This window comes from Eubacterium sp. 14-2 (genome assembly GCF_000403845.2).
In the GTDB taxonomy this organism is placed as follows: Bacteria; Bacillota; Clostridia; order Lachnospirales; family Lachnospiraceae; genus Petralouisia.
Window position 1 is genome coordinate 366,868 of record NZ_KE159568.1, and the last position, 20,573, is coordinate 387,440.

16 protein-coding genes are annotated in these 20,573 nt (G+C 47.1%); all 16 read right to left on the reverse strand.

Annotation, left to right across the window (positions count from 1 at the left end):
* Positions 1–25 precede the first annotated feature (25 nt).
* The gene (locus C805_RS18920) at positions 26–1,087 is read right to left on the reverse strand and encodes an HD-GYP domain-containing protein (protein ID WP_031201455.1); all 1,062 of its coding nucleotides are present in this window, start codon (positions 1,085–1,087) and stop codon (positions 26–28) included.
* Positions 1,088–1,145: 58 nt separating this feature from the next.
* On the reverse strand, positions 1,146–3,659 hold the full coding sequence (locus C805_RS18925) for a fibronectin type III domain-containing protein (RefSeq protein ID WP_016215582.1): 2,514 nt from the start codon (positions 3,657–3,659) through the stop codon (positions 1,146–1,148).
* Between the two features lie 109 nt (positions 3,660–3,768).
* On the reverse strand, positions 3,769–4,113 hold the full coding sequence (locus tag C805_RS18930) for a hydrogenase maturation nickel metallochaperone HypA (RefSeq protein WP_016215583.1): 345 nt from the start codon (positions 4,111–4,113) through the stop codon (positions 3,769–3,771).
* Positions 4,114–4,140: 27 nt separating this feature from the next.
* Positions 4,141–7,035, reverse strand: coding sequence for an FAD-dependent oxidoreductase (locus C805_RS18935; RefSeq protein WP_016215584.1), 2,895 nt, complete (start codon positions 7,033–7,035; stop codon positions 4,141–4,143).
* Positions 7,036–7,075: 40 nt separating this feature from the next.
* Complete coding sequence (locus C805_RS18940; protein ID WP_016215585.1) at positions 7,076–7,813, reverse strand: hypothetical protein; 738 nt, start codon at positions 7,811–7,813, stop codon at positions 7,076–7,078.
* Positions 7,813–7,992, reverse strand: a complete 180-nt coding sequence (locus tag C805_RS18945; protein ID WP_016215586.1) for a hypothetical protein — start codon at positions 7,990–7,992, stop codon at positions 7,813–7,815. Before C805_RS18945 ends, C805_RS18940 begins: the two co-directional genes overlap by 1 nt.
* Positions 7,989–8,795: an acyl-CoA dehydratase activase gene (locus C805_RS18950; protein ID WP_016215587.1), complete on the reverse strand. Its 807-nt coding sequence runs from the start codon at positions 8,793–8,795 to the stop codon at positions 7,989–7,991. The genes C805_RS18945 and C805_RS18950 overlap by 4 nt, the downstream gene beginning before the upstream one ends.
* A 93-nt stretch (positions 8,796–8,888) precedes the next feature.
* Positions 8,889–10,442, reverse strand: a complete 1,554-nt coding sequence (locus C805_RS18955) for a 2-hydroxyacyl-CoA dehydratase family protein (RefSeq protein ID WP_016215588.1) — start codon at positions 10,440–10,442, stop codon at positions 8,889–8,891.
* The gene (locus C805_RS18960; RefSeq protein WP_016215589.1) at positions 10,442–11,641 is read right to left on the reverse strand and encodes a 2-hydroxyacyl-CoA dehydratase family protein; all 1,200 of its coding nucleotides are present in this window, start codon (positions 11,639–11,641) and stop codon (positions 10,442–10,444) included. Before C805_RS18960 ends, C805_RS18955 begins: the two co-directional genes overlap by 1 nt.
* A 41-nt stretch (positions 11,642–11,682) precedes the next feature.
* Positions 11,683–12,444, reverse strand: coding sequence for an ATP-binding protein (locus C805_RS18965; RefSeq protein ID WP_016215590.1), 762 nt, complete (start codon positions 12,442–12,444; stop codon positions 11,683–11,685).
* Positions 12,445–13,243: 799 nt separating this feature from the next.
* Positions 13,244–13,414 carry an antitoxin VbhA family protein gene (locus C805_RS26795; protein ID WP_016215592.1) on the reverse strand — a complete coding sequence of 57 codons (171 nt, stop codon included), beginning with the start codon at positions 13,412–13,414 and terminating at the stop codon, positions 13,244–13,246.
* A gap of 466 nt (positions 13,415–13,880) precedes the next feature.
* A complete protein-coding gene (locus C805_RS18975) occupies positions 13,881–14,873 on the reverse strand; it encodes a LacI family DNA-binding transcriptional regulator (RefSeq protein WP_016215593.1) in 993 nt (330 codons plus the stop codon).
* Positions 14,874–14,888: 15 nt separating this feature from the next.
* The gene (locus C805_RS18980) at positions 14,889–15,113 is read right to left on the reverse strand and encodes an HPr family phosphocarrier protein (protein ID WP_016215594.1); all 225 of its coding nucleotides are present in this window, start codon (positions 15,111–15,113) and stop codon (positions 14,889–14,891) included.
* A 444-nt stretch (positions 15,114–15,557) separates the two neighbouring features.
* The gene (locus C805_RS18985; RefSeq protein WP_016215595.1) at positions 15,558–16,871 is read right to left on the reverse strand and encodes a sensor histidine kinase; all 1,314 of its coding nucleotides are present in this window, start codon (positions 16,869–16,871) and stop codon (positions 15,558–15,560) included.
* A gap of 188 nt (positions 16,872–17,059) precedes the next feature.
* Complete coding sequence (locus tag C805_RS18990; RefSeq protein WP_016215596.1) at positions 17,060–18,466, reverse strand: amidophosphoribosyltransferase; 1,407 nt, start codon at positions 18,464–18,466, stop codon at positions 17,060–17,062.
* A gap of 233 nt (positions 18,467–18,699) precedes the next feature.
* Positions 18,700–20,550, reverse strand: coding sequence for an asparagine synthase (glutamine-hydrolyzing) (gene asnB / locus C805_RS18995; protein WP_016215597.1), 1,851 nt, complete (start codon positions 20,548–20,550; stop codon positions 18,700–18,702).
* Between the last annotated feature and the right edge of the window lie 23 nt (positions 20,551–20,573).

The following is a 20,573-nucleotide window of genomic DNA, read 5'->3' on the forward strand; positions in this document are numbered from 1 at the left end:
TCACCATATCCTTATCTGACAGCTACTATTTTATAATGATGCTGGCACAGTTCATATCCTCTGCCAGATTGTAAACTTTGCCGGATTTCAGCCCGACCACCGTAGGCCTTAAAATATAACCGGGCTTGTTGGCCACTACCTTTGCCTTTTCCCCGTTGCTCAGTTCCACAATACAGTCCACCGGATAAAGAATCACGCTTTCCATAAAACTTTTCATCACATTGATGTCCAGCTCTCCGGTCATGGACATAATCATTTCCACCGCGTCTCTCTGGGAATAGGCTTTCTTGTATACCCGTTCCGTCACCAGTGCATCGTAGATATCCGCCACAGACAGGATTTTGGCAAAAAGATGTATTTTTTCTTCGGGAAGCCCCATGGGATAGCCTCTTCCATTGATTTTCTCATGGTGCTGCAGCACTCCCATGGCAATGGGCTCCGAAATATCTTCTTTGTCTTTCAGTATGGTATATCCAAACAGGGAATGCTTTTTCATTACTGCAAATTCCCCGTCTGTAAGTTTGCCCGCTTTATTCAGAATTTCATTGGGAATCTGTGACTTTCCCACATCATGGAGCAGACCGGAAATCCCGATATCGTACACCTGTTTGTCTGACAGTCCATGCTTCTTCCCCACAATCATCGCCATGGTGGCCACATCCACGCTGTGCTTAAAGGTATATTCATCGCTTACCTTCAGAGCGCTGATGTCCACCGCAATGGCCTGATTATCTGTAATGGCCCTCATCAGGTTCCGGGTAATGGCGTCCGTGGTATCTGCAAAATTTTCCGCATCCGTATTGCTGTACAAATACTGAATCCCCTCAGATACCCGCTGTTTCACACTTTCCGATAATTTTACTTTGGCAGGATCTGATTTCCGGGTCTTCTCAATGACTTTCTGAACGGATTCCGGTATTACCGGTTCCTGACTGCCCGGCTCCTTTGGATCTTCTTCGCCTTCTCTGATGTACACGCCCATAATGCCCATTTTCAGCAGGGATTCAATCAGATAATCATCCAGAGGAGCCCCTCTTGCAATTAATACTCTGCCTGACCGGTCCACAATGGCCTGATCAATTCTCATTCCTTCTTTTAATCTTCTTGTACTTGTATAAATTCTTCTGACCAACTGATTTACCGCCTCACTGTTTTCGGGTTGTGACAGACTTCGTTTTTGACCAGCCGGAATAAATTTTCGTTTGCTTTCCGTCTGATTTTACTGTTTTATAAGTTCGGATTCTGACATAATACTTTTTCCGGACCTTCAGCCTGGAAATGGTTTTGGATGTGGTCCGGCTGTTTTTCACTGTCACTTTTGCTGTGGATTTTCCGGTGAATTTCCCGCTGGTGGAATACTGGATTTCATACCCGCTGGTCTGGGTGCTCTGCTTTTTCCATTTTACCGTAAATCCTCCGGTCTTTGCTGTCAGTTTTGTAAGTTCTGTTTTTCCCGGTTCAATCACAAAATTCTTTTTCAGAATTCCGGTGTAATTCCCTTTGAGCCGGACTGTTACTTCCGCTTTTCCCACAGAAACATTATTCCGGTAAGAAACCTGATACTGTCTGCTGTTAATATTTTTACCTGACCGGTCTCTCACCCATACCTGCGGTTTTTTGCTTTTTCCGTTATAAACGGTGCGTTCCATGGACAGTACGACTTTTTCAGGCCGGTAAATCATTTCCTGAGCCGTGGTTTTTCCGCAGCTGCACGCTTCCATCCGAAATCCGTCCTGCGAAGGTGTGGCCTGCTGCACCACAGGTTTAAAATCGTGGACATGGTCTTCTTCCTCCGGACTTTCTTCTTCCGGATCTTCTTCCGGACTTTCTTCTTCCGGACTTTCTTCTTCCGGCGGCGTAACGGGCGAATTTACCGGCGGCTTCTCCTCCGGCGGCGTAACAGGCGGATTTACCGGCGGCTTTTCTTCCGGGGGAATAACCTGCGTCCCGTCTTTAAACAATACCTTCTGCTCCGCCAGCACATTGTCTTTCAGATTCTTTACATCTGCCACTGTATTCAAATCTTCCGTATAATACTCAGACAGAAACAGGAACGTATATTCTCCTGCTTTCGCCTCCGGTTCTGCCTGCAGATAATATCTGCCCGGATGTGCCGAATCGGACCTGAGGGTAATTTCATTGCTCCAGTCAGTCTGTGAAAGGATAGCTCCGCTGCTTCCTTCCCAGTATTCTGCCTTTATCTTAAGTACATAATCTGCTTCATAAAGTCCCAGTTCTTCCGCCTCTTCACTGGTATAAGGCGTTCCGTTTTCATCGTACCACACCAGTTCAAAAAAGACGTTCTCATCCGGTATTGTATCCTCCTGATTACTTCTGATTCTGTTCAAATCCACTTCTTTCGGCCCGGAGTTGATGGAAATCTTTCCCACCAGAGGATCTGCTGACACAGTTCCTCTGACCACACTCCACACCCCTTTGTCATAATTCAGGCTGAAACCATTTTCAACACTTCTTTGGGTCAGCACAAAATTACTCCGGACTGCTCTGGCAGGATCTGCTATAATATAATCTCTTCCTGCATATATAATTCCTGTACCCATGCGGTTTCCCGGACATACTTCCGTTGTGCCTGTCACCGTTCCGCGGATAACTGCCTGCGTTTCCTGTCCCAGAATCAGAACGCCTGGTTCCCCATCCTGTGAGCCGGTACCGATAAAACTGCCTGTGATTTCCGCTGTTTTGACTTTGCTTAAGTCCAGACCGCCCCCGTTACGCAGCGTAACATTTTCCAGGGTCCCCGACTTGAAACCAAGTGTTCCCCCATCTGCAAGCACCAGATTTCCAATATGCTCCACAGAAGCCTCAGAAATCATAATTCCTTTTACTGTCAGAGTGGTCTGCCCATTTCCGCGATACTGCCGAGTCCACGCCGAACTGTTCTTTGCTCCTGTAACCTGAATTTCGGCCTGACTGGTCAGACTGGTATCCACATAATCCCTCACCCTTACTCTGGTATCCAGATTCACCGATGCCCTGCCTTTATAGGGCACGTTTCCATCCACTGCTTCATGGCCCATATAAACTGCCTGAAAAATTGTTTTATCATTGGAATTCTGAACCGTCAGGGAAGCATTGCTGCCAACTGCCGTTCCCGGATAACCGCCGGCATAGATGGTGGGCAGCAGCTCCGTTTCTGTACCTCCCATTCCCTCTTCGCCGCCTGCCAGATAAGTATTCACATTATCCATTGTCAGGCTGTGGCCCGCCAGGAAAATCTCCCTGTGAGGAACACTCCCCAGCGCATCCGAAGATTCCATGGTGAGTTTCATATTCCGGAAGACAACATTGTCTCCTTCCAGCTGAAGGGGACTTCGGCAGTTCAGATGACTCTCGGTGCCAGAACCCTGGATCACCGTTCCGGCCGGGATTTTCACAGGAATCATCCGTCCGCTTGCTTCTGCCTCCTGTCCAATGGTAATCAGGTTGTTTATGGTAATGGGACTCTGTTTCTGCTGGAGTGCTGCCATAAAGTCTTCCCTTGTATAAACTGTAACTCCGCCTTCTCTGACCGTTCCATAACTTTCCGTATGGAGCGGGACTGTTTCCGTGCTCCGGGCCAGAGCTGTTTCAGGCAGGCTCATAAGCAGCATGGCTGCCCCAAGCAACAGGCTGAAATACCTGATTTTTCTTTTCTTCATTCCACACCTCCTTCTCCATGGGACAGCAGAGGGCTAAAAGACACTCTGCTTCCCTGAATTTGAAAGTATCTTTGCGTCAGGTCTGCTTCTTTCCATCGGCAGATATCCCTTAAGACACTTCTATTTCTTTAATCTGATGTTCATTTCCCTGTATCAGATAAGTGTGTTCACTGCCGCAGTAAGGGCAGATTTTCCCGTGCTCCACTGTGGGGTAGGTTTCTTCACAGGCTTCACAGTAAGTAATGGCCGGGATGGTCTCTATCACCAGTTCGCATCCGTCCATCCGTTCGCTTTTGGAGCATTTCCATTTCCAGCAGTCCTTCAGATAATACGGAATGACAGTGGAAACTTCTCCAATCTGCAGCGTCACCTTTGTGATTTTATCTGCCTGATTTTCCTCCGCCACACGCTCTACGGTTTTCACAATATGAAACACAATTCCTAATTCATGCACGGCTGCTCTCCATTCTCTGTCCCGTTATTATTTCTGTCTCTGTTTTTTTCCTGCGGCCTGCTTCCCGGCGGTTTTCACAGGTCTTTTGCTCTTTTTCCCGGCTTTTTTCACTGCGGGTTTCCCGGTAAACATGCTTTTAAAGGCTTTTCCCGCCGCATAAGCTCCGATTTCTTTTAATTTATCCTCGGATCTGCTCATCTTTGAACATTCCGGGTGATCCCGGTGGAGCTTAATGGCGTCAAACTCGCACTTGGTGGTACATACGCCGCAGCCGATGCATTTGTTTTCATCCACAACGGACACACCGCAGCTTAAGCAGCGCCCTGCTTCCAGATGTACCTGTTCCTCTGTCAGAGTTTTATGTGCGTCCCGGAAAGAGTGTTTATAATCAATTTTTTCATCCATGCCTGCTTCCTGGCGGCCGATGGTATCGTATCCTTCCACCTTAATGTTCTTTTTGTTCAGCTCATGGAAATCCCGGCGGTTCCGCCCAATGGTCATACTGGTGCCCGGATGTACATAACGGTGCAGGGACACAGCGGCATTTTTGCCGGCTTCAATGGCGTCAATAACAAACTGCGGGCCTGTGTACACATCTCCGCCCACGAAAATATCAGGTTCTGCCGTCTGATATGTCAGTGCGTCCGCTGCCGGGTAATTGCCATGGCAGAATTCCACTTTGCTTCCGTCCAGCAGGCCGCCCCATTCGATGCTCTGTCCGATGGCAAAAATCACCTGTGCACATTCCACCGTCATCAGCTGGTTTTCATCGTACTGAGGATTGAATTTACCTGCTTCATCCAGTGTGCTGATACATTTCTTAAATACCACAGACTGTACCTTTCCACTGGAATCTTTTATAATCTCCTTCGGTCCCCAGCCATTATTGATTTTAATTTCTTCTTCCAGTGTTTCCTGAATCTCCTCTTCAGAAGCCGGCATGGTTTCTCTGGATTCCAGGCAGAACATTTCCACTTCTTTTCCGCCGAAACGATAAGCAGTTCTGGCACAGTCAACGGCCACGTTGCCTCCGCCGATTACAATGACCCTGCCTTTCATCTTCTGCTCCTGGTCTTCCGCTGCATGATGAAGGAAGTTTACCGCAATGTCAATTCCCTCCGCGTCATTTCCGGGAATCGGCGGAATCCTGCCGCCCTGACAGCCGATGGCAAGATAAAACGCCTGATATCCTTCCTTGCGCAGGTCATCCAGCGTCACGTCTCTGCCCACTTCTACGCCGCATTTTATCTCAACGCCCAGTTCACGGATTACTTCAATTTCCGCCTCAATGATATCTTTTTCCAGTTTATAGGAAGGAATGCCGTAAGTCATCATTCCGCCCGGCTTCGCATTTTTCTCAAATACTGTGGGCTTATAGCCTCTGGTTGCCAGATAATAAGCGCAGGATAATCCGGCGGGGCCTGCTCCGATAATGGCAATTTTCTGCTCCCACTGAGTCAGCCGGTTAGACGCAATAACCACCGGCGGGATGTATCTGGTTTCTTCCTTAAGATCCTGCTCCGCAATGAATTTCTTAATATCGTCGATGGCCACCGGAGCGTCAATGGTTCCTCTGGTACATGCCATTTCACAGCGTCTGTTGCAGACACGGCCGCAGATTGCCGGAAACGGGTTGTCTTTTTTAATCAATGCCAGCGCTTCCTGGTATTTGCCCTCTTTTGCCTTGCGGATGTAGCCCTGTACTGCAATATGGGCCGGACAGGCTGCCTTACAGGGTGCGGTACCTGTCTTATAGCAGTTAATCCGGTTGTTGTCCCGGTAATCTTCATCGTATTTGTCTTTACCCCATACCAGCCTGTCGGGCAGTTCATGTTTGGGATAGCGGACTTCTTTTCCGTTTTTCTTACAGAGTTTCTGTCCCAGCTTCACCGCACCGGCAGGACAGTATTCCACACATTTTCCACAGGCCACGCATTTTTCCTTTTCCACCTTTGCGGTAAATGCGCTTCGGCTCATATTGGGCGTATTAAATAACTGGGAGGTTCTCAACGCGTTGCAGATATTCACGTTGCAGTTGCAGATACCGAATATTTTATTTTCTCCGTCAATATTGGTAATCTGATGTACAAATCCGTTGTCTTCTGCTTTACGGAAAATTTCCATGGCCTCTTCGTATGTAATATCATGGCCCTTTCCTGTCTCCCGGCAGTAGTCTGCAAAATCTCCCACACCGATACACCAGTTCATCTCATCATCGCCGCAGCCTTCGCCCAGAATCTGGCGGCTGATTCGGCAGGAACACTGGCCCACGCCGATATGTCCTTCGTATTTTTTCAGCCAGTAGGAAATATGTTCCAGGTCAATGGTTCCATTTTCCATGGAGATGGCCTGTTCCACAGGAATCACGTGCATACCGATTCCGGCTCCTCCCGGCGGCACCATATGGGTAATCCCGTCCAGGGGGATAAAGGTCATGCGCTCAAAGAAACTGGCCAGCGCCGGATGTTCCCGGAGACGTTTATTGCCTTCCGGCCCTTCTTCCATATTAAAGAGCTCCGCGGAGCCCGGCACGAACATGGGCAGACAGTATCTGCGGTCTGTGGGCCCAGGAATGGAACCGTAGTGGTCGTAGTTATTGCCGTAGTCATATTCCAGAAGGCCGATATAGCTCATTTCATCCAGCACTTCCTGAAAATGCTCCCTGTCCTCTTTCTCCACTTTATTCATTTTCCAGAGTTCTTCAACTCTGTAATGGCGGCGTACTTTCATGGTCAGGGCAATATCTGCCATTTCTTCTGTGACGATTTCCGCCAGTCCCCAGTATTCCGGATCGGCCACTGTCAGTCCTTTCAGCTTGTGCAGTGCCACGTCGGTAATCTTTCTTCCAAGTTTCATTATTTTTTCACTGGGCGCTTTGTCGCTCATATGAGGCGGGATAACCGCTTTGCTCATTTCCGGCATAATGTTCTCCTTTCTTTCTCATCCGATGGATTCGTTTTTCTCATCCGATACACGTTCCGTTCTCTGAAGGGGCTCTGTGCAGTTCCTTCAGACCTTCCACTTCATCGCAAATCTGCTTCAGACTGCAGGCGTTGCAGTCCATGGAAAGATTTTTCAATACATGGTCAATGGCTCTGGTAATCTGTTCTGCTTTCCGGATATATCCTCCCAGTTCTGGCCAGGGAAATTCCTTTCTGGTGATAAAAATCAACTTTACCGCTTCCACTTTCGGATTCCTGTGATACGCTGTCAGAAACATACTGCCCACCTGGGCAAAGCCCAGTCCTTTTTCCAGGGCCTGTCTGCCCACCCGTACCGCCTCCCGCTCCTGGGAAGCGGAAACCCGCATCATAAATCCTTCCGGAAACAGGCGGTATCTGGTGTATTCTGTTTTCCGTACCTCATTGTAAAGCTCATTTCCTTCTCCCAGACTTCCCTGTTTCATGCGAACCGCTGCAATTCTGGCATAGGGCCGGTCTTTACGGATTTCTTTCAGATCTTCTCCGTACAGTAAAATTTCATCTTCCGGCACCAGTTCTTTATCCATGGTAAGAATGGTACTCCCCAGAGCCGGCAGTGTCCCTTTGCCCAGCTCATAAGCCATATCGCTGCGGAGAATCATGGCCTCCCTGCCCGCATCCTTCCAGCTGCTGCCTTTCTCCTTATTCAGCCTCCGGACAGGATATGTCTCCAGTCCGGCCAGCAGTTCTCTCAGGATGGGATCATACAGCTTCATCATTACAGTTTACGCTCCCGTTTCACCCGGTCATGCCACTTTTCCAGATAAGGCTCTGCTGCCGCAGTCAGCTTCATATCCAGATTAAAAAAATATATGGTAAAGGAAATTACAAAAAACAAAACAGCAGACACTGCGGCCGCTTTTACTGTTTTTACCGCTGCTTTTCTGATATATGTCATATTCTGTCCCCCTTATGCATTCCCTTCTGCCTTGCAAATTCCGCCGCCCCAAGGGCTCCGATTAACTGAGGGTCAACGGGCAGTTCAATGACTTTCAGTTTCAGCACTTTTTCAATGGCGGCTTTCAGCCCGTCGTTTTTGGCGCAGCCTCCTGTCAGGGTAATTCTGTCCACCGCTCCTGCCTTTTTGGCCATAACAAAGCACCGTTTGGCCACGGACAGTTCAATGCCGGCCGCAATCTCGTCCATGGGTTTTCCTTCTCCCACCAGGGAAATTACTTCGCTCTCTGCAAACACTGTACACTGGGAGGTGATGGGAATAACGTTTTCTGCTTTCAGGGACAGCCTGGAAAACGCCGGCAAATCCATTTCAAAGGCCTTTGCCATGGCTTCAAAAAAACGCCCGGTTCCTGCCGCACATTTGTCATTCATGGCAAAATTCTGCACGGTTCCGTCGGTATCCACCCCAATCCCCTTTACATCCTGTCCTCCAATGTCAATGATGGATCTTACCGTAGGGTCCGCCACATGAACGCCCATGGCATGACAGCTTATCTCGGAAATATTTTCATCGGCAAAGGGGACTTTATTTCTTCCATATCCGGTTCCCACCAGGTAAGCCAGGTCTTCGGCGCTCTTAAGTCCTTCTACCTGCGCAATGGCTTCATCCAATGCCGCCTGCGCACTCAGCACAGAATTGATGCGGCTTTTCAGGGTGACGTCTGCCGCTATTTTTCCGGTCTCATCTATAATCACACATTTGGTATAGGTGCTGCCTGAATCGCAGCCTCCAAAATATTTCATATTCCTGTCCTTTCTGTCTCATGACTGTTTCCCGGCCTGTGTTCCGGCCATGTCTGCAGGAAAAACTTTCACTGCAAAGCGGCTCCCTTCCTTTTACCAGGAAGAAGCATCGTCAATTTCTTCCAGGCTGGGATCCAGAGGCTCTTCCCTCAGCACGCTTCTCATATAGCGGTTTACGTCCTGTCTGAGGCTCGCCCTCGGCACCACACGGGGGTCCATCAAATCATGGACTGCCCAAATCAGCCGGATTCCGTGCTCTCTGGCCTGTTCTTCAAACAGTCCGTGCATTCCGTCCAGAGCTTTGCAGCTCATATGTTCCCAGAGAATCACCATATCTGCATGAAACTGCTCACAAAATCTCCACAGATCATCCAAAAGCACTTTATATCCTCCATGGGTACGGTTGCGCATAATCATATTTTCGTAGAGATGGGCCATATCGTAAATGGCCTGTTCCGGGTCGTCTTCGGAAATCATTTTCGTGGACACCAGGCTCAGCATATCCACCAGCGGCAGAATTCCCCAGCAGTTCTGCAGCCAGGGCAGAAAATCCGTGTAATACTGGGCCTGCACGCCCCAGATTATGGCCCGGTGACGGTATTGGGGCACAATCATTTCTTTCTTATTATATGAGTCCATGGCCAGTCTGGTAATTTTCTTATCCGCCTCCAGAAAGGCCGGTACTTTTCCGCCGATGGCCATATAAACTGTCTCGGTGTACAGCGCCAGATTGGCCCCGATAACCTGGGGATATTCCGTGGTGCTCAGATCCAGCCATTCCATCCGTTCCCTGGTTTCTGCGTTAAACCGTTTCGCACATTCAAAATAAGCGTCCCAGTCCCAGGTTTCTCCGGTACAGTCCTCAATAAATTTAATGGCATTGCGGATTTCCTGGGCCGCATATTCCTGCACTCCTTCTTCCGTATGGCGGATGGGAGCCGCCAGCTGGAAGCATGGTATGCCATGTTCTCCTTCCAGACGTCTTGCCACCACGCCATTTCCCATCAGGCTGCCATCGCATGTGGTATTGCACTGAATGGCACAGGCGCCGAATATGGGATAGTCGTCGTCAATGGACACCCCCACTTCTGCCTCCGGCATGGGGCATACATCTCCTGACAGTCCGTATTCCTGGGCCACATCTATGTAATGGCACACTGCGTCCTGCCGCAGCAGCACGCTCACATACACCGCGGGAATCTCCCGGCCCACACCAATGAGGTTGGGAAAACCGCACAGAAGATGGGACATTTCATTTTCATCCAGAATCACAAGTTTCCTGGAAAATTCCTGATCATTTCCGGTATTTTTATCGGCACGAAACATGTTTGCCATCAGTTTTGCAATGTCTTCCACCACCAGATCGTATTCCGTATGGGCAATCCGAAGCTGATTTCCCCGGAGTCCGGCGGTATGCCGGTCCACCATCATGGGAACTGCCAGATAATTCAGCATCCAGCGGTAACGGAAAAATGCCTTTACATTATTTTTATTCAGCATAAATTTTCCCAGTACGCCCATGGTATGAAGCCAGCGGCTGTAATCGTAAAGAGTATCTTTTACGCCCCTCCATTCCCGGCGTTTTCGGACCTTTTTTCCAGGCTGGTACAAATCTCCCAGCCGTTCGCTTCCGATTTTCCTGCCCATTACCTCTCACCTCCCCTGTTCTTCCGGAGTTTTTTGATTTCAATGCTCTCCACAAAGGCCTGTACCCGTGTGCGAAGCTGGCCGGAACTGCCCACCGCATAGGGCCGGTCCACAGAAAGTACCGGATACCCGTATTCTTCCCGCAGTACATGGGTTCCCACCATACGCTCGTAAGCCCAGTAATCACAGAATTTCATCTGCTCGTAAATAATCCCGTCCGCATGGTATTCTCTGGCCAGTTTATCCACATAAGCCCGGCGTTCTTCTATTTTCTCCCGGTTCATATAGCGGGCGCAGGCGCTGATATACATATAATGGCGGCACACCTGGGTTACAATATCCTCACTGTCATTTAAGGGGATCACCTCTCTGCCCGGCAATGCTCCAAAGCAGAAACGGTCTGCCACCACCAGCGCTCCCGCCTCTTCAATGAGTTTTATCATATCCACATCATCAATCTCAGAACCTGCCACCACCACTCTGGCCCGGAACCGTTTCCTGTCATCCGGCTCTCTGTTCTTTAACTCCTCCAGAGTTTCTTCCAGTTTATCCACCAGCATGTCTTTCGGGCACACATAGGAAGCCAGTGTGAGTATATGGTATTCATATCCTGTAATCCGGGGATTTTCTTCCTTGCGGAAATCCCCGATTTCCGTGAGCAGCCGGCAGACCTTATTGTGGTTCTCCACTGCTTTTCTCAGAGCTTCTTCTGAAATATCAATGCCATATGCCTCCCGGAGGGGCTTAAGAATCTTGCTTCTGCACTCTGACACATACACTGACAGGCCGTTGTCGTCAGCTTTCATGGGAATTTCCATATAACGGTAGAAAAACTTCTCTTTGGACATGGTCTTCAGAAGTTCCATGTTCTCCACTGCACGGTTAATCATGGAACAGGCATCCGGAGCAATCAGACCGTCCAGAAACTGGTAACCGCCCTCAATGGCCCGCTCCAGCAGCGCTCTGCTGTATTCGCACAGAAAGCTGGTCATATAGTAGGTTCCCATATCCATGGAACCTGTCCGGGGCGCACGGAGCCGGACGGTAAAAACCCCCGGCAGTTCCAGCAGCACTTCCGGCACCAGGCTGCACACAGTTCCGATACAGACTCTTCCCTCCTCCTGGGCTTTGCGGACCAGCCCGTTATTGGCTTCATCCAGCAACCGTTCAAATTCATATAAATATTTTAAATCTTTCATGTACCCTCCTTTTTTCAGATTTTCGTAAAATAATTTTCCCCCTAAGATAAAATATGTATCTTTTCCAGGGCTTCCCGGATACCCCGGACAATGGGCGCATCCTCAGGCAGGTAAAATACGTTCTCGCCTTTTAAATCGAATTCTGCCAGGGCTGCATCATCCGGTATTCTGGCCAGAACCGGAAGATCGCCCACATCCATGTAAGAAGCTGTTTCCAGATTGGGCAGACGATTGAAAATCACGCCCGCATCCTCGTACATCACAAGCTCATCCGCTACCTTTTTGATGGTCTGCACCACCTGAGTCCCTTTTCTGCTGGAATCTGTAACCAGAAGCAGATGGGTTACCTTCTCCATCACCCGCCGGTTAATCTGTTCAATTCCTGCTTCTCCGTCAATCACAATATAGTCAAAGTTCCCGGAAAGGATCCCTATCACTTCTTTCAGATAACCATTGATTTTACAGTAACATCCTGCCGCTTCCGGCCTTCCTATGGCTATAAAGGAAAATCCGTCCTGTTCCACCAGTGCGTCAAAAATCCGATACCTTGCTTCTCCCAGAAGTTCAATGGCTCCCGCGGCGTCACCTCGTTTCGCCTGGTCCACTACCTCTCTGCGGATATCATCCACCGTCACTTCCGTTTCCAGGCCCAGGGCCGTGGAAAGTCCCACTGCCGGGTCTGCATCAATGGCCAGTATCTTTTTTTCAGGAAAAGCAGATACCAGCACTTTCACCATTGCAGCCGCCAGAGAAGTTTTTCCTACGCCTCCTTTTCCGGCCACTGCCAGAATTTTTGCAGCCATAACACCCCTCCTTTTCTGAAAAATTCCTCTGCAGGGTATACTATTCTACTTTTATTTTACCAGGTAAGTTCTCTTTATGTAAATTGACATAATCTCAAAAGTGTACAAAATACAGGATATTAATTGTGAACTTTACAATTATTCGGAATTGGAGGCTTTGATTTCTCAAAAAGCCATCGTGTAAGAACAGACGTGTGTAAATACCTCTTCTGTACGATGGCTTTTTTCTTTTGCCATCGTGCGGCAGATAATACGAAATGTGATTGCCTGTCGTTTCGACAAAGGGAAGTTTTTTATCTTATAGGAAAGACCTTGCCACGCTAAAGTGTGAAAGTATCTTTCCTATAAGACAAAAAATAATATGCGCTCTCGCACAAGAGGTAAGATATTGCTTCGCAATTGTGCTAAAACGCGATACGTTCAGCATACTGCGTATACTCTGACGCACCGCAAATGGCGCAGCAAAATGTGCAAGCCCCTCATGAGTGAGGGGTTAGGGGAGTTGAAGTGGGCTTGCCCACTTTGTTCTATAAGCCATTTATTCGCTTTCCTCATTTTGTAATAAATATAATCTAACATCCCACTCTCCATGCTCATACCGCTCTAAACGATTCCAATATACAATCTTACGAATGCAAAATCAAAACGGCTGACGGATTCTCCTGTCACAGGTTCCGCAAGCCGTATACTCGTATATTCTGCTTCCATGCACGATAACATTTCCCTGTCCCGTATATCAGCAAGATTCTTCAGAATATCTGTATGAGGATATAAATATGGATCTTTCATAATATTGTCCTTATTCTTTCATCTTATATTTTTTGTCTAAAACTTTACGCATATCCTCTGTAGTCATCTCTCCACGACTTTCTTTTTCAATTAATTCTTTAAATTCCGGGGATGGTTCTAACCCGTCTACTTTAATCATACCTAATGCATAATCCCATTTTTTATCTGTACTGACCAGCATAAAATCAACTCCCAAATTTTATTTTTGTATATTCTACCATACTCTATAAAAAATATCCATTATCACTTTTATAGCACATATTAAAACCCCTGCAAATGGCATTCCCACACCACTTACAAGGGTTCTCATTCTTATGGTTATTCGCCTGTTTTCGACAAATTTTTACCGATTCATACTTTTTAACGGCACAGAAGCAAAGTTTTCAATTTCCATCCTATATATTTCTCTGCAATATTCGCCTGTTCCAGCAGCTTCCCTTTGTACCAGTCAATATCCAATGCCTGTTGCTTTACTTTATCCGTCAAACTCTTTTTATTTGATAACCAAAGGCTTTGCTGTATTTTTACAACAGGATTTTGCAACGGGATTGCGCTCATACCGGATGCACCTAAAAAGGACTGCCTCTGAAATATATTTTCAGGACAGTCCTCTGTCTGCTAAATTTTTATTCTATTTCAGCATTTTTTCAGGCAGACCATTCCTCACCGAAACCGTCTACAATACGGTACCCCAGCTTCACCTCCTGTAGGGCCGCTTCTCTTTTTTCCATCAGATCAAGCAGCATCCGGGCGGCAATTTCCCCGCTTTTCTCATAAAAATACTGAACGGTAACCAGAGGCGGCATCGTTACTTTTGCCAGTTCAGAACCACCGTGTCCGGCCACCAGCATCTGGTCCGGAACTTTTATTTTATGCTGGCAGAGATACTGCATGGCTCCTGCCGCCATAGTATCCGTTGCGCAGATAATTCCGTCCAGATTACCGCATTTTTCCAACAGCTCGCCTGCCTTTTCCCGGCCGGAATCAAAGGAAAAATCGGCGATCACCACATTTTCAGCCAGTTCTCTGCAGCCGAAATCCTGCACCGCATCCTGGAATCCTCTGCACCTCTCCTCTCCTGCCGCTTTATCCTGCATCCGGGCGCTGATATATCCCAGCTTCTTTCTTCCCTTTTCCCAGAAAAAACGTGTAAGGTCATAAGCGGCATGGTAATCATCATGGTAAACGCAGCAATAGCCTTTCAGCTTCTGGCCTGCGATTACAACCGGAACATCTATGTTCTTCAACTCACGCTTATGCTCCGGCGTCAGCACCGTAGCTGCAAATATCACACCATCCACCTGCTTTTCATGAAAGGCGGACAGATAATCCAGCTCTTTCTGCGGCTCGCTTCGGGTTACTGCCAGAAGCAGACGGAACTCCGTCTCATCCAGTACGGAAAGAAGGCCGTCCACAAGTTTTCCAATGGCAGAAGAAGCTACCTTCGGTACAATCACGCCCACCATTTTCGTTTTCCTGGTCCTGAGGGTCTGAGCCTGTACCGAAGGCCGGTAGCCTGTTTCCTCTACCACCCTGCGGATAGCCTGGCGCTTCTCTTCTGAAATATAACCATTGTTAAAATAGCGCGAAACTGCTGCCCTGGATACTCCGGCCAGTTCCGCAATCTCTGCAATATTCATCCGAACTGCTCCTTTTTAACAGATGAAAGACATTATTTTTTCTTTAATAGCCGAATCCTCCGAATCGTATTTCAGACACAAAGGGCCTGAAAAATCCAGTGCCATTACTCCCAGAATTGATTTGGCGTCCACAATTCTCTGGCCGGAACCCAAATCGAAATTAGCATCACATTTGTCAATAATGTTCACAAACTGTCTGATCTGTTCCACATCACGAAATCTTACATTCACCTGCTGCATAAGTATTCCTCCCTGAATCTCCTATCCTGGTTTTGTTAAGAATTTTTCTGATACATTTTCCGGAAATTATGTTATCGGTTTTATGTTGGTACTATAATACTATTTCATATTTTTCCTGTAAATAGTCAGTTTTAACAATTCTTTCATACTTTTTTGTGCAAAATACTGAAACCGATTTCACATTTGAACAGAACAAGTGCGCATCATTGTTTTTTGTCTTATAGGAAATACTTTCACACGTTAGTGTGACAAGGTATTTCCTGTAAGATAAAAAAAGAATCCTGCAATGCAGGATTCTTTGCCTGAGTTAAGTCCTTTCTGCGGCATATTCATACCCGCCGCAGTTACATTTTCCATTCGCACAGATCGCCGGGGCAAGGCCTGCCTCAGCGACCTGGATTTTCAGAGCGTTTTTCGCGTATCATTCCAGAACAACAGAGAAAGCTACGCCCTGTTCTCCATACAGCAGGGAATATTCAGCAGAATTCTGGTCACGAACGCTCCGTTTTGCAGTTCAAAATCTGTTTCTCCATCATAACGGGAAGCTGCTTTCATTATACTGGGCACTCCCAGTCCTGTGCCTTTTTCTGATGTGGGCAGCCCCTTATGAAAATTCACGTTTCCGGCACTTGTATTGGAAAACCGGATAACCACTTTATTTCCTTTCCGGGCAATATAGATACTGATTTCCTGATGGGACACTCCCGAAGATTCGCAGCCATGAATTGCATTTTCAAAGGCATTGGCAAGAATCGCAATCCAGTCAATATCCCGGATCGCAGGCTGTTCCCCTATTTTCACATCCATATATACCTGAATACCCCGGCTCCTGGCCTTCCTGGCATAAACGGAAAGTATACTGTTGACCGCCCGGTTTCTGGAAATATATTTTATTTTCTGATTCTCTATATCCTCATCATACTGATTCAGATACTCCAGAAGTTCTTCAATTTCTCCTTTTTGCGCATATTCCTTGATGAGAAGGGTGTGGTGACGCACATCATGACGGATTCTGGCCGCTTCCATTTCCGACTCTCTCATAAGCTCCATCTGCCGGTACAGAAGCTGCTCATTAATTTCCAGAAGTTCTTTCTCCCTCTGATAATAATGCTCCTGCCCAAGATGGATATACAAATGGAGAATTGTATATTGCAGAATTCCTACCATAAACAAAGTCACAAATGCACGCACCATATTAAATATGGAAAAACCCTGCAGATTCGGCCAGTAAGCCACCACCGCCCCAATCATAACCGAAATAAGAAGGGTTACCGAACTGAACAGATCCATTTCTTCCATCAGAAAATCCACTCCGTCCAGAAACTGCCGCCGCAGCTTTTTCCAGGTAAATACAAGAACTATCACAGTGCAGACAAACCTGACCAGAATGTCCACCCATACATTTGCGTCAAACCACCAGCGTGCCACATCCACGCCGCAGAAAACACATACTGACAGCAGATAAAACGACACCGCCATTTTATACAGAGACAGATAGACTCTGTCGCTGCTCATCAGTCCACAGAAAAGTCCGGTAACAACAATAGATGAAAGACCGGCAAATTTTACAAAACTCTCTGGTGCATTAAGATACCAGAGGCTGTAACCTGTAACAGTAAGACACCCGAAAATCACATAGCATCCGATGGTTTTTTTCATTAAATACCTGGGCCGGTCCAACATCAGAAAAAAACTCATCATCAGTCCCATACTCATGGCATTGCGCAAAACAGCAATCCAGAATGAACCTCCCAGCATACCTTAATTCCTCCCTGAAATAAGCAATTTTTCGATATGATATACCATAATCTGCCCTTATTTCAAGAATTTTGGTATGCTTTGCACTTTTTTGGGTATTGTTTGCAAAGACTCTGTCCGTACATTCGACAAGTTTCTGCCTGTTACTGACTTATCTTTCCCGCACTTCCCTGAAACTATTCCATTTTCTATTCTTTTCCATTCCAGCAGTAAGTACAGAGCTTACATCTGTCCAGCCCCGTGGCATCCAGCATATCGTCCAGCCGGTTAAACCGCAGTGAAGTAAAGCCCTGTTCCTTACACATCTCTTCTACCATTTTTTCATATCTTTCTGACTCCGGATCCGCATACTCCGCCAGGATTTCTTCCGTCACGTTTCCATTTTCCAGCTTGTCAATAACCCGGCGGGAAAACAAATCCATATCCGAGGTGGAACGGGAGAAGTTCAGATATTTGCATCCATATAAAATAGGCGGGCAGGCAGGACGGACATGCACCTCTGTTGCCCCGCTCTGATAAAGAAATTCCACCGTCTCCCGAAGCTGAGTCCCTCTTACAATGGAATCATCAATCAAAATCATACGTTTCCCCTGAATCAGGTCTTTCACCGCCAGCAGCTTCATCCTGGCAATCAGGTCACGTTTGCTCTGGATGGTGGGCATAAAAGACCTGGGCCAGGTGGGCGTATATTTGATAAAAGGCCTGGTAAAAGGTATACCGGATTCATTGGCATATCCGATAGCATGAGGAACGCCGGAATCCGGAACTCCTGCCACGATATCCGGTTTCACATCATCACGTTTTGCCATTTTCTCTCCGCAGCGGTAACGCATCTGCTCCACATTCATCCCCTCATAAGAGCTGGCGGGATATCCATAATATACCCAGAGAAAGGTGCAGATTTTCATTTCACTTCCAGGCTCCGACAGCGTAATACATTCTTTATCCGTTACCAGGACAATCTCCTCCGGCCCCAGTTCCTTATAATCAGAATATCCCAGATTGTGATAAGCAAAATTTTCAACAGAAATACAGAATGCGTCTTCTTTTTTTCCAATCACCACCGGAGTTCTGCCGTATTTATCCCTGGCAGCGTACAGTCCTTTCTGATTCATCAGAATCAGGGACAGAGAACCTTCCACAGAATCCAGTGCATAGCGAATTCCTTCAATGAGATTTTCCTTCTGATTAATCAGAGCCGCCACCAGCTCCGTGGCATTGATTTCTCCGCCGCTCTGCTCCATAAAATGGGAGTGGCCTCCTTCAAACAGCTGATTCAGCAGCTGGTCACTGTTATCTATTCTTCCTACTGTAGTAATCGCATAAGTTCCATGGTGGGACCGTATCATCAATGGCTGAGGTTCATAATCTGAAATACATCCAATTCCGAACCATCCTTTCATCTCACTGACGTCCTTGTCAAACTTTGTCCGAAAGGGAGCGTTCTCAATATTGTGGATTGCCCGATTAAAGCCTTTTTCACTATATACTGCCATTCCGCCCCGTCTTGTTCCAAGATGAGAGTGATAGTCAATGCCAAAAAACAAATCAAATACGCAATCCTGCTGTGATGCCACGCCAAAAAAACCGCCCATTTTTTCATCCTCTTTCTTTCTGTCCTGCTTTCTGCCGCTTCCTGCCGCAGATTAATGTTGCAATTCCCGCAGTTTTCCACGGGGTATTTTATTTCAGGCATTATTATACATGGTTTTCCCACCATTATGCAATCATTTACTGATATATTTTTGCAAAAATCCCGGCGGTTTGGGGATCGGACAGCGGCTGCGGGCGAAAACAAAGGGATAAATCCGCCCGCTGACCTGTTTTTTTATAAACTCAGGTCAAATATATCGTAGAATGCACTCACTGTCAGGACAATAATAAGATAATCCGTATCAAAGGGGAGGTTAAGCCTGAATCCTTCTGTCTGATATCTGCGCTTCAGCGCCTCCACATAATCCCAGTTAAATATCCCCTGTCCTTTTATGCTTTTTTCAGACAGAAGGGTTTCCACATATTCATCTTTACACTTCAGCAGCTCTGAAACTCCCGGCGCAACAAAGGCAAACTTCGTGCGGGATATGATTTCATCCGGCACAATTCCCCGCGCCATCTTTTTTACAATGTACTTTTCATTCAAGCTGCTGTCCAGTTTATACCTGGAAGGCATTCTGACTGCCAGATCCAACACATTGATATCCAGAAACGGATATCTGGCTTCTATTGCGTTTGCAAAGGTCATCCGATCTCCGTGGTCAGCCAGCAGATGTTCCGGCAGCCGCAGCTTATAATCAGCATAGCTGCGCTTTTGCTGCTCATCCAGATTTCTAATCACTCCTGGTTTCAGGACAGGCCGGCCCACAGCGGTAAACTCCTTTAAGGACGCCCCGACATCTTTCGAATAAATCTGAGGCTTTATGTTTTCCAGCTCTGTCAGAGAACGTTCATAGAAGAAATCAGGATCTCCGTACACCACATCATTTACCGCTTTTTCTTCGTCTGTTAATATCATCCCCCGTTCTTTCTTCCTGGCAGCGTCAAATTTGTATCCCACATAACCTGAAAAAAATTCATCTGCGCCTTCTCCGGTAAGCACAGCCTTTACACCTGTTTCATGAACCATTTCCGAAAGGGCCATTGACGCTGTATTATACGTTTCACGCAAAGGCGTTTCCCCATGGTATATTACCGGTTTAAAATACCGGGCCATATCCTGCTGCGTAAACAGTTTCTTATGATGCAGGGATTTTACATTCCTCTGAACACAGCGCTGAAACCGCGACTCCGACACGCTTCTGTCCGCAAAATCTATGGAAAATGAATGGTACGGTGTTCTGGCACTTCGGTTTATCAGGCCTGCAATCACAGAAGAATCCAGTCCGCCGCTGATATAAAATCCAATGGGCACCTGGGCATGAAGCCTGATCTTCACCGCCTGTTCTATCCTTTCCAGTAAAGATTCTGCGTAGTAATCTTCGCCCCGGTCCTCTGTTATTTCCGGGTAGCGCACGTCCCAGTATTCCTGCTGCCGGATGGATTTTGCGGTACAAAATTTCATAAAATGACCATTTTCCAGGGTATAAATATCCTTAAAAAAAGTATTCGGCGCACGGCATCCGGGAAAAGTCAGCAGCTGATCCACCGCATGCATGTTAAGCCGCCCTGTTATCCCTGGATATTGCAGAATCGCCTTAATCTCCGAAGCAAAAATAAAGAAACCGTCATACACTGTATAAAAGAAAGGGGCTATTCCAACATGATCCCTGGCACAGAAGATACTCCTGTCTCTCCTGTCATATATCACAAAGGCAAACTGTCCGTTCAGCCGCTTCACTGCATCTGTGCCATATTCTTCATACAAATGCAGAATCACTTCCACATCCACCTCTGTTCTGAATCGGTGCCCCCTGCCTTCAAGTTCTTTTCGCAGTTCCAAAAAATTAAATATTTCACCGTTGCAGACGAGAACCAGATCTGAGGTTTCGTTGGTTATGGGCTGCATACCGCCTTCAGGGTCCAGAAAACTCAGCCGTACAAATCCCAGTCCCACACGGGAATCCATATATCTGTCCTGCCCGTCCGGGCCGCGATGAGCCACAGCCTGTATCATGTTGTCCATAATTTCCGGCCTGATACGATTTTCACCCTTCATATCAAATATACCAGTTATACCGCACATTTTTTCTCTCCATAAATTCTGTA